This is a genomic window from Ensifer sp. Root954 (assembly GCF_001429005.1).
Classification (GTDB): domain Bacteria; phylum Pseudomonadota; class Alphaproteobacteria; order Rhizobiales; family Rhizobiaceae; genus Ensifer; species Ensifer adhaerens.
In genome coordinates this window covers 369,046-383,918 of sequence record NZ_LMJM01000023.1, presented here as the reverse complement: position 1 = coordinate 383,918, position 14,873 = coordinate 369,046, and the positions used below count along the sequence as shown (strand labels likewise).

Genomic DNA, 14,873 nt, shown 5'->3' with positions numbered 1-14,873 from the left:
AAAGCCGTGCGCATCAAGCATCTCGACGCAGACGACGTGGACATCTTCCGCCGCATCAGGCTGGAAGCGCTCAACCGCGAGCCGCAGGCCTTCGCCTCGACAGCGGCCGACTGGGAGCGCCTTTCGGCTGAGGAATGGCGCGCGCGGCTGATCGCCAACGCCGTATTCGTGGCCTTCGACAGCGATGAGCCGGTCGGCATCATGGGCCTGATGCGCGAGCGTGCGAGCCGGCTGGCGCATCGGGGCACGATCATCATGGTCTATGTGTGCGACGAGGCCCGCGGGTCCGGCGTGGCGCGACAGCTGCTTGCGCAACTGACCGATCATGCGCGCTCGGCCGGCATCCGACTGCTCGAACTCGTGGTGCGTGCCGACAATCCGACGGCGATCCGCTTTTATGAACGTGCGGGTTTCTACAAGATCGGGCACGTTCCCGGCGGCATGCTCGACGGCGACCGGGAGGTCGACGAATTTCTGATGGCGCGCCACATCGACGGCCGCGCCCCACCCATTGAGACATTGCAAGGAGCGATCCGATGAAAGCCATGTATTACGACGCCTTCGAGAAGATGCCGGAAATCCGTACCCTTCCCGATCCGACACCGACGGAGAACGGCGTGGTCATCAAGGTCGAGGCAACAGGGCTTTGCCGGTCCGACTGGCACGGCTGGATGGGCCATGACGCCGATATCCGCCTGCCGCATGTGCCCGGCCACGAGCTGGCGGGCGTGGTGACCGCCACCGGCCGCGGCGTCATGCGCTACAAGGTCGGCGATCGGGTGACCGTGCCCTTCGTTTCCGGATGCGGCCGTTGCGGCGAGTGCCGCTCGGGAAACCAGCAGGTCTGCGAGGCGCAGTTCCAGCCGGGCTTTACCCATTGGGGCTCGTTTGCCGAATATGTCGCGCTCGACTTTGCCGACCAGAACCTCGTGCATCTGCCTGAAAGCATGGACTTCACCACGGCTGCGAGCCTCGGCTGCCGCTTCGCAACGTCGTTCCGCGCCATCGCCGACCAGGCCAAGGTCAAGGGCGGCGAGTGGGTGGCGGTGCATGGCTGCGGCGGCGTCGGCCTCTCGGCAATCATGATCGCGGCGGCCCTCGGCGCCCAGCCGATCGCGATCGACATCGCCGAAGACAAGCTCGCCTTCGCCAAAAAACTCGGCGCGGTCGCTGTCATCAATGGCCGTGACGTGCAGGACGTGGCAGCGGCGGTGAAGGATATCACCGGCGGTGGCGCCCATGTCTCGATCGACGCGCTCGGCAATCCCGTCACCTGCTTCAACTCGATCAAGAACTTGCGCCGGCGCGGCCGCCACGTCCAGGTTGGCCTGATGCTCGGCGACCAGGCGACGCCACAGATCCCGATGGCGCAGGTGATCGGCCACGAACTCGAAATCTATGGCAGCCACGGCATGCAGGCCTGGCGCTACGACGCCATGCTGGCGATGATCGCCGACGGCAAGCTGAAGCCGCAGCAACTGATCGGCCGGGAAATTTCTCTTGAAGAGGCGATCCCCGCCCTCGTCGCCATGGACCGCGCCACCGATCTCGGTATCAGCGTCATCACCCGCTTCTGACGGCCACGGCAAGCCGTGAACGCCGCAGCCGGCAGGCAATATGATGACCGCCCATTCCGACTCACCATCCGCATGCGCTAGCCTTGCCTCCAATCGGGGGCAAGGCAGATGACCATTGCGAGACGGCGAAGACTGATCAAGCGGCAGCGCACCGGCACGGCGCTGGCCGTCGCCGCGACGATCTCGTTTCTCGCCGGGATGACCGACGCGATCGGGCTCTTGAGCATCGGTGACTTCGTCTCCTTCATGAGCGGCAACACGACGCGGGCGGCGATCGCGCTCGGCGACGGCGACTTCACCGGCGCCCTGCTGCTCGTCGGCGCGCTTGGAGCGTTCATCATCGGCAACGCGCTCGGCGTGATTGCGGCCGCACGCCTCGGCGTCGTCGGCGTCCTCTCGATGGTCAGTTTGGTGCTAATGCTCTGCGCCGGCTTCGGAACCTCGATGCCAAAGCCCTTCTATTTCTACGGCATCGTGCTTGCCATGGGCCTGGTCAATGCCGCCGTCGAGCACATCGAGGGCCTGCCGATCGGGCTCACCTACGTGACTGGTGCCCTTTCCCGTTTCGGGCGCGGCCTCGGCCGCTGGCTGCTCGGCAACACCAACCGCCAATGGCTCATGCAGATCGTGCCCTGGCTTGGCATGTTCTCTGGCGCTGTCGCCGGCGCCGTCCTGCAGCGCCATTTCGGCCCGGCGTCTCTTTGGGCTTCCTTCGCGCTTAGCGCCGGGCTCACGCTGGCCACCATTCTGGTGCCGTCGCGCTGGTCGAAGCGCTACATCCATCCGGGCTGATCCCGCTCCGGCCACAGCTTTTCGCCTTCCCCCAAGATTTTGCCCTTAAGCCCGGACGGGTTTCAGGGCAAAATCCGCGCTGAAGAATCACGAGCGAGGTCCTGCCATGGCGCTTGCGGCAGCCGTTACTGCGGATGAACTTTACCATCCCATCCTCAACGCCAATCCGGCGCATCCGGCCGGCTGGCCGATCCGTGTCATCGTCAGCTCGCAGACCGAGGCGCGGCACAATCGTGCGCTTTGGGCGCCGACGCATCTCATCTCCGTGCGCGCACCCGGCAGCCGGCTTTTGTCGATGATCGAGCTGCCGCCGGAAAATCACCTGGAACTCTTTTTCGGCGACACCACCGATCCGGACGAACCGGATGCGGCGCGTCCGCAGGCGATCGACGCCGCATTCGCTTTCATCGACCGCTTGCCCGAGGACGCGCATCTGCTCGTCCATTGCCTGCGGGGCATTGGCCGCGCGACGGCGCTGACGCTGGGCATTCTGGCACGCTACATGCCGCCGGAAGAGGCAGCCGCGGCCCTGCATGCGCTTCGCCCGGAAGCCAAGCCGAACCGGCATGTGGTCAACCTGTGCGACACGGCGCTCGGGTTCAAGGGCAAGCTCGCCAAGCAGGCGCTACGCTTCCCGGCAAAAGTCTGGAAACCGGCCAAGGGCTAAGGCAGGATACCTGCCTTTGAGCGGCCAGCCGTTGTGCGACGCACAAATATTTGACATGATCCGCGTAAAGAACGGTGACAGCGGGCTGTCCGATCGGGCGTGATGCTGTAAGCCTTTGTTTTCGGATAGGCTTTGACGTGGCATGTTCGCCATGTCAGCCAGCACCGAAGACAACTGACGGGAGGAAACGATGTCCCACGCGGCCTATGTGTTTGACGCCTACGGCACGCTCTTCGACGTGCATGCGGCGGTCAGGCGCCACGCTGAGGAGATCGGTCCGGACGGGCAGGCTTTTTCCGAACTCTGGCGTGCCAAGCAGCTCGAATATTCCTGGGTGCGCTCGCTGATGGGCAGCTACCAGGATTTCTGGAAGCTGACCGAACAGGCGCTCGACTTTGCCTTCGCGCGCTTTCCCTCCGCCGACCCGAAGCTGCGCAAGCGGTTGCTGGACGCCTACTGGACGCTCGACTGTTATCCGGAAGTGCCGGCCGTTCTGAAAGGTCTCAAGGAGCGCGGGGCGCGGATCGCCATCCTCTCCAACGGTTCGCCGGCCATGCTCGCGTCGGCCGTGCGCAACGCCGCACTCGATATCGTCATCGACGACGTCTTTTCGGTCGACGCGGTGAAGGCGTTCAAGACGGCGCCCGCCGTCTACGATCTCGTTACCACCAGCTACCGGCTCTACCCGCACGCAGTCTCGTTCCAGTCGTCGAACCGCTGGGACATTGCCGGGGCGACGAAATTCGGCTTCCGCACCGTGTGGATCAATCGGGCAGACATGCCGGACGAATACCGCGATCATGGGCCTGCCTTGATCCTGCCCTCTCTCGAAAGCCTGCAATTCGGTATCTGAAGGAGTTCTTTGATGGTCTGGTCGCCCGCGCAGTATCTCAAGTTCGAAGACGAACGCACCCGACCAGCCAGAGACCTTCTCGCCCAAGTGCCTGACCTGCCAGAAGGCCTCGCCTTCGACCTCGGCTGCGGCCCGGGGAACTCGACCGAGCTCATCCGCGACCGGTTTCCCTGGACCACGCTTTCCGGCCTCGACAGCGACGAGAACATGCTCCTTGCCGCCGCCAAACGGCTGCCCGGGGTGTCCTTCGAAAAGGCGGATCTTGCGGCCTGGGTTCCTCCCGCCGGCGCCTCGCTGTTTTACGGCAACGCCGTCTTCCAGTGGCTTCCGAACCATCTCACTATCTTCGAAAGGCTGATGAAGGCGCTTGCCTCCGGCGGTACGCTCGCGGTGCAGATGCCGGACAACCTCGGAGAGCCGAGCCACCTCCTGATGGAAGAGACCGCGCGCAGCCCGGCTTTCGCTGAAGCCTTTGCCGGCAAGACCATCCGCCGCAACCCGATGCCGCCGCCGGCAACCTATGTCGAATGCCTGGTTCCGTGGGCAGCGCGCATCGAGGTCTGGCATACGATCTACTATCATCGCCTCGCCAATGCCGAAGCGATCGTCGAGTGGGTGAAGGGGACCGGCCTCAGACCTTATCTCGATACCTTGCCCGAGGACCGGCGGAGCGCCTTTCTCGCCGATTACACGGACAGGATACGCGCGGCCTATCCGGCAACGAGCGACGGCAAGGTACTCTTGCGTTTTCCGAGGTTCTTCATCGTGGCGGTCAAGGCGGGCTGAGTTCGTCTGCCCGCCGAGCGCTTACATGCGCTCTGCCAGAAAATCGATAAAGGCGCGGATACGGGCAGCGAGATGCTCGTGGCCGGCATAGACGGCATAGACCGTCTCGATCTCGCCCGACTGATAGTCCTCGAGCAGCGGCACCAGCGTTCCAGCCTCGAAATCCGGCTCGACATGGAAACGACCGATGCGCCCGATGCCGACGCTGGCAAGGCAAAGCTGGCGGACGATCGAACCGCTCGATACCTGCATATTGCCGGAGACGGTTCGGTGCGCGATCTGAGACTGGCCCGGCCCACGAAACGCCCACTCGTCGACGCTGCGGCGAAAGTTGAAGCGAACGCAGTTGTGGCCGTCGAGATCGTCAGGGGTTTGCGGGATCCCAAACTTTTCAAGATAGGCGGGCGAGGCGATCACCACCGGCCGGGTTTCCATCAGCTTGCGCGCCTTCAGGGATGAATCACGCAGCGGTCCGGTGCGGATCGCCACGTCCGTGCGTTCGCCGACGACATCGATCATGCTGTCGGTCAGCGTCAGGTCGAGCTGGACCTCCGGGTATCGCGCCAGGAACTCCGGCGCGAGCGGCATGATGTAGCGCTCGCCGAAGCCGACGGCGGCGTTCACCCGCAAGAGCCCACGCGGCGCCATGCGTCCGCCGGCGGCAACGACATGCTCGGTCTCGGCGATATCTCCGAGGATCCGTTGCGCCCGCTGGAAATAGACTTCGCCTTCCGGGGTCAGCTGCAAGGTCCGGGTCGAGCGCACGAGCAGGCGCGTGCCAAGCCGGTCCTCGATGCGGGTCACCAGCTTGCTGACGGCCGACGGCGACAGTTTCAGGCGCCGCGCCGCAGCGGAGAAGCTGCGGGTCTCCGACACGGCGACAAAAACCTCCATCTCACCGGCTCGGTTGTCCATGCGCTTCCCTTTGAACTCAATTCACAAACGTTTGTCTGATTATGCGTATTATCGTGATGAGTGCAAAGGCTCATATTCCACCCGACTTCAACAACAACCACACGCCCGGTGCTCCCAGCCGGGTGGGAAAGGTCTCGTCGTGCCTATTGCCATACTTGCGCTGACGATCGCGGCCTATGCGATCGGAACAACGGAATTCGTGATCGTCGGCCTTCTGCCGACGGTAGCCACCGACCTCAATGTCACCCTGCCGCTCGCCGGCCTGATCGTCAGCGTCTACGCGCTCGGCGTCACCTTCGGCGCGCCAGTTCTCACCGCGCTCACCGGCCGGATCGAGCGCAAACCGCTGCTGATCGGCCTGATGGCGCTGTTCATCGTCGGCAATGCCGCCGCAGCATTGTCGCCGAGCTATGAACCGCTGCTCGTCGCCCGCGTCATTTCTGCCTTTGCCCATGGCGTGTTCTTCTCGGTCGGCTCGACCATTGCCGCCGACCTCGTACCGGAAGACCGCCGCGCCTCGGCCATTGCCATGATGTTCATGGGCCTGACCGTCGCGATCGTCACCGGTGTGCCGCTCGGCACCTGGATCGGCCAGACCTTCGGCTGGCGCGCCACCTTCTGGGCCGTCACCGGTCTCGGCGTCGTCGCTCTTGTCGCGATCGCAGCCCTGTTGCCGAACACGCTGTCCAAGGCGCCGCCGGCAAAGCTCATCGACCAGGTGCGCGTGCTCGGCTCCGGCCGGCTGCTGATCGTCTTTGCCATGACCGCGCTCGGTTACGGCGGCACCTTCGTCGCCTTCACCTTCCTGGCGCCGATCCTGCAGGACATCACCGGCTTTTCGGAGAGCGCCGTCAGCCTGATCCTGGTGCTCTACGGCATCGCGATTGCCATCGGCAACATTGCCGGCGGCAAGATCGCCAACCGCGACCCGGTCAAGGCGCTGGTCGGCCTGTTCCTGGCGCAGGCGGCGGTGCTCGTGCTCTTCACCTTCACGGCCCCCTCGCCGGTGCTGACGCTGGTCACGCTTGCAGCCCTTGGCTTCCTGTCCTTCGCCAATGTGCCGGGCTTGCAGCTCTATGTCGTGCAGCTTGCCAAGCAACATCGTCCGGGCGCCGTCGATGTCGCCTCGGCGCTCAACATCGCGGCCTTCAACCTCGGCATCGCCGTCGGCGCCTGGCTCGGTGGCGTCATCGTCGCCTCGCCGCTCGGCCTTGGCATGACGCCCGTGATCGGTGCCCTGCTCGTCGCCGCAGCCCTGCTGCTCACGCTCCTGAGCGGCGCCCTTGATCGTCGCACCGGGGCGGCCTACCAAACGGCTTGAACCGCCGTCTGCGAGGACCACCTATAGCCTCATTCCTTTTTCGCCCGGCCAGGTGGCCGGGCGCTTATCAAGCATAACATGCCCAGTACAAGGAGTTACCCACGATGCATTCCGTCAATTCCAACGGCGCCAACATTCCGGCGCTCGGCTTCGGCACTTTCCGCATGCCCGGCGCCGATGTGCTGCGCGTTCTGCCGGAAGCCCTGAAGCTCGGATTCCATCACGTCGATACGGCGCAGATCTACGGCAACGAGGCCGAAGTCGGCGAGGCCATCCATAATTCCGGCGTGTCACGCGCCGATATCTTCCTCACCACCAAGGTCTGGGTCGACAAATATGCCCATCGCGACTTCCTCGCCTCGGTCGACGAAAGCCTGAAGAAGCTGCGGACCGACCATGTCGACCTGCTTCTCCTGCACTGGCCGGGCGGCAGCGACGTGCCGATGGCCGAGCGCATCGGCGCTCTCAACGAAGTGCACAAGGCCGGCAAGGTTCGCCACATCGGGGTCAGCAACTTCAACACGGCGCAGATGGAAGAGGCCGTAAAGCTGAGCGACGCGCCGATCGCCACCAACCAGGTCGAGTACCACCCGTATCTCGACCAGACCAAGGTGCTTCAGACCGCCCGCAAGCACGGCATGTCGATCACCGCCTACTATGCGATGGCGAACGGCAAGGTGCCGAGCGATCCACTCTTGAAGGAGATCGGTGCCCGCCACGGCAAGACGGCCGCGCAAGTGGCGCTGCGCTGGCTCGTGCAGCAGAAGGACGTGATCACCCTTTCAAAGACCGCGACGATCGATCGCCTGAAGGAAAATTTCGCGATCTTCGACTTTGCGCTCGGCGACGGCGAAATGGCCGAAATCCACGCCCTTGCGCGTGCCGACGGCCGCATCGTCAACCCGGAAGGCCTTGCCCCCGTCTGGGACAAGGTTGCTTAACGAACGCAATCATTTCGCCGCCGGCCAATTCCCTGCCGGCGGCGGATACGATATGGACATCGCCTCAAGGACACAGATCGTAGGGAGGGGGCGATGTCGTTGCACGAGGCACAGGCGAGCGATTTTGCTCCCGACTGGCCGGCGATTATCGCCGTCGTTCTCGGTGTCACCGCCTTCTCGGTGGCGCAGGGGCTCACCTATCCGCTGATCTCGCTTTCGCTTGAGAGCCGCGGCGTTTCGGCCGGCATGATCGGCCTCAATGCCATGGGCTTTGCCGCCGGTCTCGGTGTTGCGACGCTTATTCTCGGGCGGCTGACGCGGCTCGCCTCGGCCGACAAGCTGATCATCGCCAGCCTCATCGGCTGTTCCATCTGTCTCGCGACACTTGCCTCGACGTCGGAACTCGTCATCTGGTTTATCGCCCGCTTTGCCCTGGGTTTCTTCGTCAGCATGGTCTTCATGCTTGGTGAAGCGTGGCTGAACACCGCCTGCCCGGACCGGCTGCGCGGCCGCGTCTCCGGCCTCTATGGCGCCGGCATGTGCGGCGGCTTTGCGGCCGGTCCGCTGGCGATCCCGTTGCTCGGCACCAGCGGCGGTCTCGGCTTTGCCCTCTTGGCGATCTATATCGCACTCGTCGCCTTCCTCACGGGGCTGCTGACCATGGGCGCCCGCACCCGGCCCGAGCCGTCCTCGACGCGGGACCTCTTCGCCTTTTTCGGGAAGGCGCCGATGCTGATCCTCATGGTGCTGATGTTCGGATTTGCCGATATCGCCGCGATCTCGGCGATGCCGGTCTATTTCGTCAAGACCGGCCACAGCCAGGCCTTTGCCGCGCTGAGCGTAACGGCACTGGCGATACCGACAGCTGTGGCACAGCCTTTCATCGGCGTGCTTCTCGACCGCCTGCCGCGCCGCCGGGTGGCGATCTCGGCGGCCGCGGTCGCTGCCAGCGGCTATCTGCTCGTGCCGTTGCTGTCGTCCGATATCGCTCTGCTTCTGACCTTCGCCTTCATCGGCGCGGCGAGCTTCGCGCTCTATACGGCGGCGCTAACCATGCTCGGGGAAGAGTATCGCGGCAGCATGCTGGTTGCCGGCAGTGCCGCCTTTTCGCTCGCCTATGCCGCCGGCAGCGCGGCTGGATCCGGCGCGACCGGCGCGCTGATGAACTTTATCAACCCGATCGCTGGCCCGATCGGCGTGGGCGTCGTGCTGGTGGTCTTCACGCTTGCCTTCGCGCTCAACGGCCGACGCTAGCCCTCCGCGCAGATCCGGGCGAGAGCCTCGTTGAAGACGCGGGCGGCCGGCCCGAGCGGCTCGTCGATCCGATGAACGAGATAGGCTTCGGCCCCCACCTGGCTGTTGCGGCCAAGGGCGGCCGTCGGCATGCGCACGAGCCGGCCTTCCGCAAGGTCGCGCTCCACCTGCCAGAACGGCAATCGACCCCAGCCGAGGCCCGAGCGGATCATCGCATGTTTTGTGTCCTGGCTGCTGACACGGCAGGTTTGCGGCGAGAGCACGCCGTAGTCGCGCCCGACCGTGCGCTGCGACTGATCCGACAGGACGATCTGCAGATGGTCCGCAAGCTCGGCATTGTCGAGCACGTCTCCCCCTGCGCGCAGCCCCAAGGGATGATTTGCGGCAACGACCGCGACGAGTTCGACCGTCGCAAGCGCCCGACGGGCGATCGCCGGGTCGCGGAAATCTTCGCCGACAGTGATGCCGAGCGTGAAGCGGCGATCGACCAGGCCGTCGAGCGGCCCACCGAGCGGCAGGACCGCAAGCCGGATCGACACATCCGGATAGGCGCCGCGCATCTCCTTCAGCGCCAGGCCGACGGTCTCGATCGGAAACAGCGTATCGACGACCAGAGAAAGCTCAAGCTCGATGCCTTCGCCGAGCCCGCGTGCCCGGGCGCGCATCGCGTCCACCCGCAACAGGATGTCGCGCGCATTGGCGAGCAGCGCATGCCCTTCCGCCGTCAGGACCGGCCGGTGGCCGGACCGGTCGAAAAGGGCGACCCCCAGTTCGGCCTCCATGTTGGCGATGGCGTGGCTGACGGCCGATTGCACCCGTGAGAGCCTGGCGGCGCCGGCGCGGAAGCTTCCGCTTTCGGCGACGGTCACGAAGGTCCGCATCTGATCGAGAGTAAGGGCATCGAGCATGATCGATTCCATAGATCATCTTGATGAAAATTATATCACTCCAAGAGATCGAGAAAAGCACCCATCTTTTCTGTGAACGGCAATGCCGCCCACAAAAAGGAAACCGAAATGACCAAGGTGCTCGTGCTCTACTATTCCTCCTACGGCCACATCGAGACCATGGCGAAGGCCGTCGCCGAGGGTGCGCGCACCGCCGGCGCCACCGTCGCGCTCAAGCGCGTGCCGGAAATCGTCCCGGAAGCCGTGGCCGTCAAGGCCGGCTACAAGCGCAACCACGATGCGCCGGTGGCAACCGTCGCCGAACTGCCCGACTATGACGCGATCATCATCGGCACGCCGACACGCTTCGGCAACATGGCTGCCCAGATGAAGAACTTTCTCGACCAGGCGGGTGGGATCTGGGCGCGCGATGCCCTGGTCGGGCGTATCGGCAGCGTTTTTACCTCGACCGGAAGCCAGCATGGCGGCCAGGAATCGACGATACTCGCCACGCATACCGTACTGCTGCATCTCGGAATGGTGATCACCGGCCTTCCCTACAGCTTCAAAGGCCAGATGCGCATGGACGAAATCACCGGCGGATCACCCTATGGCGCCTCGACGCTGGCCGATGACGGCAACGGCGGCGACCGGCAGCCGAGCGCCAACGAACTGGATGGCGCACGCTTCCAGGGGCGCCACGTGGCGGAACTGGCGGCAGCGCTGGTTGCCGGACGCACCCGCGTTGGGGAGATCGCCTGATGGCCACGGCCGCAGCCTTTGTTCGCGAAAGAACCGATTGGTCGGGCGTGATGACCGTTGTTGCGGCCGGCGTGGTCGCGGCGATGCAGGTGGGCAAGGGGCTGATTGCAGGCCCGCTGCTTCAATCCGATCTTGGGCTCAACCTTTCTGCCCTCGGCTGGATCACCTCCGTCTTCGCAGTCGTTGGCGTCGTCGGGGGCATGGCAGCCGGCGCGTTCGTCACAGCTGTCGGCGACCGGCGCCTGCTTGGCATCGGCATGGCGCTGCTGGCGTTCGGTTCCTTTGCCGGCGCGGCGAGCCCAGCATTCACGCTGCTTCTGCTGTCGCGCATCATCGAGGGCTTCGGCTTTCTGCTTGTCGTCGTCGCCGGTCCCGCCATCCTCATGCGTCTGGTGACGCAGGAGCGCCGCGACCTCGTCTTTGCCCTCTGGAGCTGTTTCATGCCCGCGGGCATGGCGATCGCCATGCTGACGGGGCCCGCCTTTACCGGTTGGCAGGCGATCTGGTGGAGCAACGGGCTGCTCACGCTTGCGAGCCTCGCCTCCATTTTCCTGGCCGTGTCGCCATCCCGGCAAACGCCCCGTGTCGCCACCCGCTTCCGGGATGATGCCGCGGAAACGCTGACGAGCCGCGGGCCCGTGCTGCTCTTCGCGCTGTTTTCGCTCTACAGCCTGATGAGCTTCACGCTTTCCAGCTTTCTGCCGATCCTGCTGATCGAGCGCCTGCAGGTCTCGCTTGGAACCGTTGGCCTGTTGAGCGCCGTCATCACGCTGGTGAACGTCTTCGGCAATCTGGCCGCCGGCCATCTTCTGTCCCGCGGCTTCGCCCGCGGCAGGCTGGTCGCAAGCGCCGCGTTGCTGACCGGCGTGTCCGGCCTTTGGATCTTCCTGAGCCCTTCAGGCGGACATCTGATCCTGGCGCTCTGCCTCCTGTTTTCCGCGATCGGCGGGCTCATTCCGGCGACGCTGATCTCATCGGTGCCGCTCCTGTCGCCACGTCCGGCGCTTGCGCCGATGGCGATGGGCCTGCTGATGCAGGGCAGCAATCTCGGGCAACTCGTCGGCCCCGTCGCGGTCGGAACCGCGATCGAGTTCTACGGATGGACATCGGGTGCGGCTTTTATCGGCGCCAGTGCCGTTCTTTGCATCGCGCTGACGCCCACACTCGAACGGACGCTACGGGAAAGCAGGCCGGAACGCTGACAGGGGCCGCAGGCAACAAAAAACCCACCGGCAGACGCCGGTGGGCTTCGCTTTTTTACGTTCGGGTCGCCGGTATCAGACGAACTGGCTGAGACCCGGAACCGAAGCGACGACTTCGTCGACCACGTCTGCGCCGGCCCTCTCCTTGGCGAACGCGATGGTTTCCTTTGCAAGTCCGGTGATTTCACCCATGCCGAGGCCCTGGCTCATCAGCTGCTGGCCGAGCGCCATGACGCCGCCACCACCGATTGCCGACATCAGACCGCCGAGCAGGCCGCCGCCGCCCGTGCCTTCGCCGTTGTACTGAGCGATCAGTTCGGACGCGCCCGGGATCGCTTCAATCATCTGGGCAACCGGACCGTCGGCGGCTTCGCGCTGCAGGAAGCCGAGGATCATGCCGACAGCCTTTTCGGCGGTTGCCGGCTCGATGCCGACATTTTCAGCAACGCGCGTGACCAGTTCATTCATGGAGAAACTCCCTCATTTTGGATTTTTGACGTTGACGTCAAGGTAAATGATCGCCCACCAAATGACAAGCCGTGAGCCGTGACTATCGACCCGTCGATATCGCCGCATTCCGGTTGCGGATGGGCACAGCCTTGTTGCCGGGCGCAACCGCACCACCTATAACAGAAATCCAGGCACATTTCGATGACGGCGCGCCCCTGCGACACTGCGAACCGCCCGCTTTCATTGATGAAACGGAGATGAAGCCCACATGTTGGAAGAAGGCAAGCTCTTTATCGGCACCAGCCGCAAGCCTGATGATTCGATCAACAAGGGCGAGTATCTGGAGCTCAAGTTCGGCAATCGCCACGGCCTGGTCACCGGCGCCACCGGCACCGGCAAGACGATCACCCTGCAGGTGCTTGCCGAAGGCTTTTCCAACGCTGGCGTCCCGGTCTTCTGCGCCGACGTCAAGGGCGACCTCTCCGGCATCGGCGCGATCGGCGAGGCCAAGGATTTCATCCTGAAGCGTGCCGAACAGATCGGCCTGCCGACCAATCCTTACGAGTTTCAGGAATTCCCGGTCATCTTCTGGGATATCTACGGCGAGAAGGGCCATCGCGTTCGCACCACAATGTCGGAGATGGGCCCGCTGCTCCTGTCGCGGCTTATGAACGCGACCGACGCGCAGGAAGGCGTGCTCAACATCGCCTTCAAGATCGCCGATGAGGGCGGACTGCCGCTGCTCGACCTCAAGGATCTGCAGGCGCTGCTCAACTACATGGGCGACAATGCCAGCACGCTTTCCAATCAGTTCGGTTTCATTTCCAAGTCCTCGGTCGGCTCGCTTCAGCGCGAGCTGCTGATCCTCGAACAGCAGGGCGCCGAACATTTCTTCGGCGAGCCGGCGCTGAAGATTTCCGACATCATGCGCACCACCAATGACGGCCGCGGCGCGATCTCGGTGCTGGCGGCCGACAAGCTGATGATGAACCCGCGGCTCTACGCCACCTTCCTGCTCTGGCTGCTGTCGGAACTGTTCGAGGAGCTGCCGGAAGTGGGCGACCCGGACAAGCCGAAGCTGGTCTTCTTCTTCGACGAGGCGCATCTGCTCTTCAACGACGCGCCGAAGGCGCTGATCGAGCGCGTTGAACAGGTCGTGCGCCTCATCCGCTCCAAGGGCGTTGGCGTCTATTTCGTCACCCAGAACCCGCTCGACGTGCCCGACACGGTTCTCGGTCAGCTCGGAAACCGCGTTCAGCACGCGCTGCGCGCCTATACGCCGCGCGACCAGAAGGCGGTGAAGACCGCCGCCGACACCTTCCGCCCGAACCCGGATTTCGACTGCGCCACGGTGATCACCAATCTCGGCACCGGCGAGGCTCTGGTCTCCACGCTCGAAGGCAAGGGCGCGCCCTCGATGGTCGAGCGTACGCTGGTGCGACCGCCACAGTCCCGCGTCGGTCCCCTGACGGAGGCCGAACGGAAGAAGGTCATGGACGTCAGCCCGGTCCGTGAGCTTTACGATGAGGATTTCGACCGTGAATCGGCCTACGAAATTCTGGCAGCGCGCGCCAAAAAGGCAGCCGACGCACAGGCCGAGGCACAGTCTCAGGCCGAGCAGCAGACGAGCGAGGCGAGCACCGGCGGCAGCCGCTGGACGCTGCCGGGCTTTGGCGACGACGATCAGGCGGCACCGGCCGGCAAGCAGGCGCGCCCGCGCAGCTCCGGCTACCAGCGCGAGACGGTCGTCGAAGCGGCGATGAAATCGGTCGCCCGCACAGTCGCGACCCAGGTCGGCCGCGCCCTGGTGCGCGGCATCCTAGGCAGCCTTAGCCGACGCTAACCAAGACCGGCCGACGCGGCCCATCCATTCCCACGCGCCCTGACCAAATCAGGGCGCGTCGTCATTTCTGGAACATCCGCATGGATGTGAAGGATTCAATCGGCGCCATCCTCAAGGACGGCGACAACGTCACCCTGATCAGAGACCTGAAAGGCAAGGGAACCGCGACGACGCTGAAGCGCGGGACGATGGTCAAGCGCATCCTCCCCCGATGAAGTCGAGTGCCGCGTCGAAAAGACCAAGGGTCGGGTGATGCGCACCGAATTTCTGAAGAAGGCTTAAGGCCCGCGCGGGATGCCGGAACGGCACGGCGAAAAGACTCGACGGCCCGCCGTGCCGATCAATGCCGTGTCTTGTCAATGCCGTGTGTTGGGGAGGGTGAAGCGCTCAAGCGGCGCCCGCTCACCGCAACGGCGGCCCGCTGGGTGGCGGCGTATTCGTCCGTCAACTCCAGCAGAGCCAAGGCGATCTCGTCCCAATGCCACCCTACCCGCTCGGCGAGATCCGTCAGCAGTTGGAACTCCTCGCGCAATGCGGTCGCGCATTCGAGCTCTCGCTGCGCAAGCGCGCAGGTTCTGGTTTTCGGCCTGGCGATCATCCTATTTTACCTCCTGCTCATCAAC

At 64.4% G+C, this 14,873-nt stretch carries 16 protein-coding genes and 1 pseudogene; 13 read left to right on the top strand and 4 right to left on the bottom strand.

Annotated features, from left to right (window positions below; translation table 11 throughout):
- The first annotated feature begins 6 nt into the window (after positions 1 to 6).
- From ASE71_RS15905 to tam, 6 genes are all read left to right on the top strand, one after another.
- The gene (locus tag ASE71_RS15905) at positions 7 to 540 is read left to right on the top strand and encodes a GNAT family N-acetyltransferase (RefSeq protein WP_060516244.1); all 534 of its coding nucleotides are present in this window, start codon (positions 7 to 9) and stop codon (positions 538 to 540) included.
- Complete coding sequence (locus ASE71_RS15900) at positions 537 to 1,577, top strand: zinc-dependent alcohol dehydrogenase family protein (RefSeq protein ID WP_034789258.1); 1,041 nt, start codon at positions 537 to 539, stop codon at positions 1,575 to 1,577. The genes ASE71_RS15905 and ASE71_RS15900 overlap by 4 nt, the downstream gene beginning before the upstream one ends.
- A gap of 108 nt (positions 1,578 to 1,685) precedes the next feature.
- Positions 1,686 to 2,369, top strand: a complete 684-nt coding sequence (locus ASE71_RS15895; protein ID WP_034789257.1) for a YoaK family protein — start codon at positions 1,686 to 1,688, stop codon at positions 2,367 to 2,369.
- 106 nt (positions 2,370 to 2,475) lie between these two features.
- Complete coding sequence (locus ASE71_RS15890; RefSeq protein ID WP_034789256.1) at positions 2,476 to 3,036, top strand: phosphatase; 561 nt, start codon at positions 2,476 to 2,478, stop codon at positions 3,034 to 3,036.
- Positions 3,037 to 3,226: 190 nt separating this feature from the next.
- On the top strand, positions 3,227 to 3,889 hold the full coding sequence (locus ASE71_RS15885) for a haloacid dehalogenase type II (RefSeq protein WP_034789254.1): 663 nt from the start codon (positions 3,227 to 3,229) through the stop codon (positions 3,887 to 3,889).
- A gap of 12 nt (positions 3,890 to 3,901) precedes the next feature.
- Positions 3,902 to 4,675, top strand: a complete 774-nt coding sequence (gene tam, locus ASE71_RS15880) for a trans-aconitate 2-methyltransferase (RefSeq protein WP_034789252.1) — start codon at positions 3,902 to 3,904, stop codon at positions 4,673 to 4,675.
- A 21-nt stretch (positions 4,676 to 4,696) separates the two neighbouring features.
- Here the strand turns inward: tam and ASE71_RS15875 are convergent, their stop codons facing one another.
- Positions 4,697 to 5,590 (bottom strand): LysR family transcriptional regulator, encoded by an 894-nt coding sequence (locus ASE71_RS15875; RefSeq protein ID WP_060516245.1) that lies wholly within the window; start codon positions 5,588 to 5,590, stop codon positions 4,697 to 4,699.
- 139 nt (positions 5,591 to 5,729) lie between these two features.
- Here ASE71_RS15875 and ASE71_RS15870 point away from each other — a divergent pair, with 139 nt between their 5' ends.
- The 3 genes from ASE71_RS15870 (at position 5,730) to ASE71_RS15860 (ending at position 9,106) form a co-directional block, all read left to right on the top strand.
- Positions 5,730 to 6,911, top strand: coding sequence for an MFS transporter (locus ASE71_RS15870; RefSeq protein ID WP_060516246.1), 1,182 nt, complete (start codon positions 5,730 to 5,732; stop codon positions 6,909 to 6,911).
- Between the two features lie 104 nt (positions 6,912 to 7,015).
- A complete protein-coding gene (locus tag ASE71_RS15865) occupies positions 7,016 to 7,852 on the top strand; it encodes an aldo/keto reductase (protein ID WP_060516247.1) in 837 nt (278 codons plus the stop codon).
- A gap of 93 nt (positions 7,853 to 7,945) precedes the next feature.
- Positions 7,946 to 9,106, top strand: a complete 1,161-nt coding sequence (locus ASE71_RS15860; protein WP_060516248.1) for an MFS transporter — start codon at positions 7,946 to 7,948, stop codon at positions 9,104 to 9,106.
- Here the strand turns inward: ASE71_RS15860 and ASE71_RS15855 are convergent.
- A complete protein-coding gene (locus ASE71_RS15855; RefSeq protein WP_060516543.1) occupies positions 9,103 to 10,014 on the bottom strand; it encodes a LysR family transcriptional regulator in 912 nt (303 codons plus the stop codon). The two genes, ASE71_RS15860 and ASE71_RS15855, sit on opposite strands and share 4 nt — an antisense overlap.
- A gap of 108 nt (positions 10,015 to 10,122) precedes the next feature.
- On the opposite strand from ASE71_RS15855, the gene wrbA reads away from it, so the two are divergent.
- Both wrbA and ASE71_RS15845 read left to right on the top strand, forming a co-directional pair.
- Positions 10,123 to 10,755, top strand: a complete 633-nt coding sequence (gene wrbA, locus ASE71_RS15850) for an NAD(P)H:quinone oxidoreductase (RefSeq protein ID WP_060516541.1) — start codon at positions 10,123 to 10,125, stop codon at positions 10,753 to 10,755.
- Entirely contained in the window at positions 10,755 to 11,957 is a 1,203-nt protein-coding gene (locus ASE71_RS15845) for a CynX/NimT family MFS transporter (RefSeq protein WP_060516249.1), read from the top strand. Before wrbA ends, ASE71_RS15845 begins: the two co-directional genes overlap by 1 nt.
- Before the next feature lie 75 nt (positions 11,958 to 12,032).
- Here ASE71_RS15845 and ASE71_RS15840 read toward each other — a convergent pair whose 3' ends face one another.
- Positions 12,033 to 12,425, bottom strand: a complete 393-nt coding sequence (locus tag ASE71_RS15840; RefSeq protein ID WP_060516250.1) for a hypothetical protein — start codon at positions 12,423 to 12,425, stop codon at positions 12,033 to 12,035.
- A 250-nt stretch (positions 12,426 to 12,675) separates the two neighbouring features.
- Between ASE71_RS15840 and ASE71_RS15835 the strand changes: the two genes are divergently transcribed.
- Both ASE71_RS15835 and ASE71_RS15830 read left to right on the top strand, forming a co-directional pair.
- The gene (locus tag ASE71_RS15835; protein ID WP_060516251.1) at positions 12,676 to 14,250 is read left to right on the top strand and encodes a helicase HerA-like C-terminal domain-containing protein; all 1,575 of its coding nucleotides are present in this window, start codon (positions 12,676 to 12,678) and stop codon (positions 14,248 to 14,250) included.
- Positions 14,251 to 14,330: 80 nt separating this feature from the next.
- Positions 14,331 to 14,532 (top strand): annotated as a pseudogene (locus ASE71_RS15830) (PhnA domain-containing protein).
- 58 nt (positions 14,533 to 14,590) lie between these two features.
- On the opposite strand, the gene ASE71_RS15825 reads toward ASE71_RS15830, so the two are convergent.
- Positions 14,591 to 14,848 (bottom strand): hypothetical protein, encoded by a 258-nt coding sequence (locus ASE71_RS15825; protein ID WP_060516252.1) that lies wholly within the window; start codon positions 14,846 to 14,848, stop codon positions 14,591 to 14,593.
- Between the last annotated feature and the right edge of the window lie 25 nt (positions 14,849 to 14,873).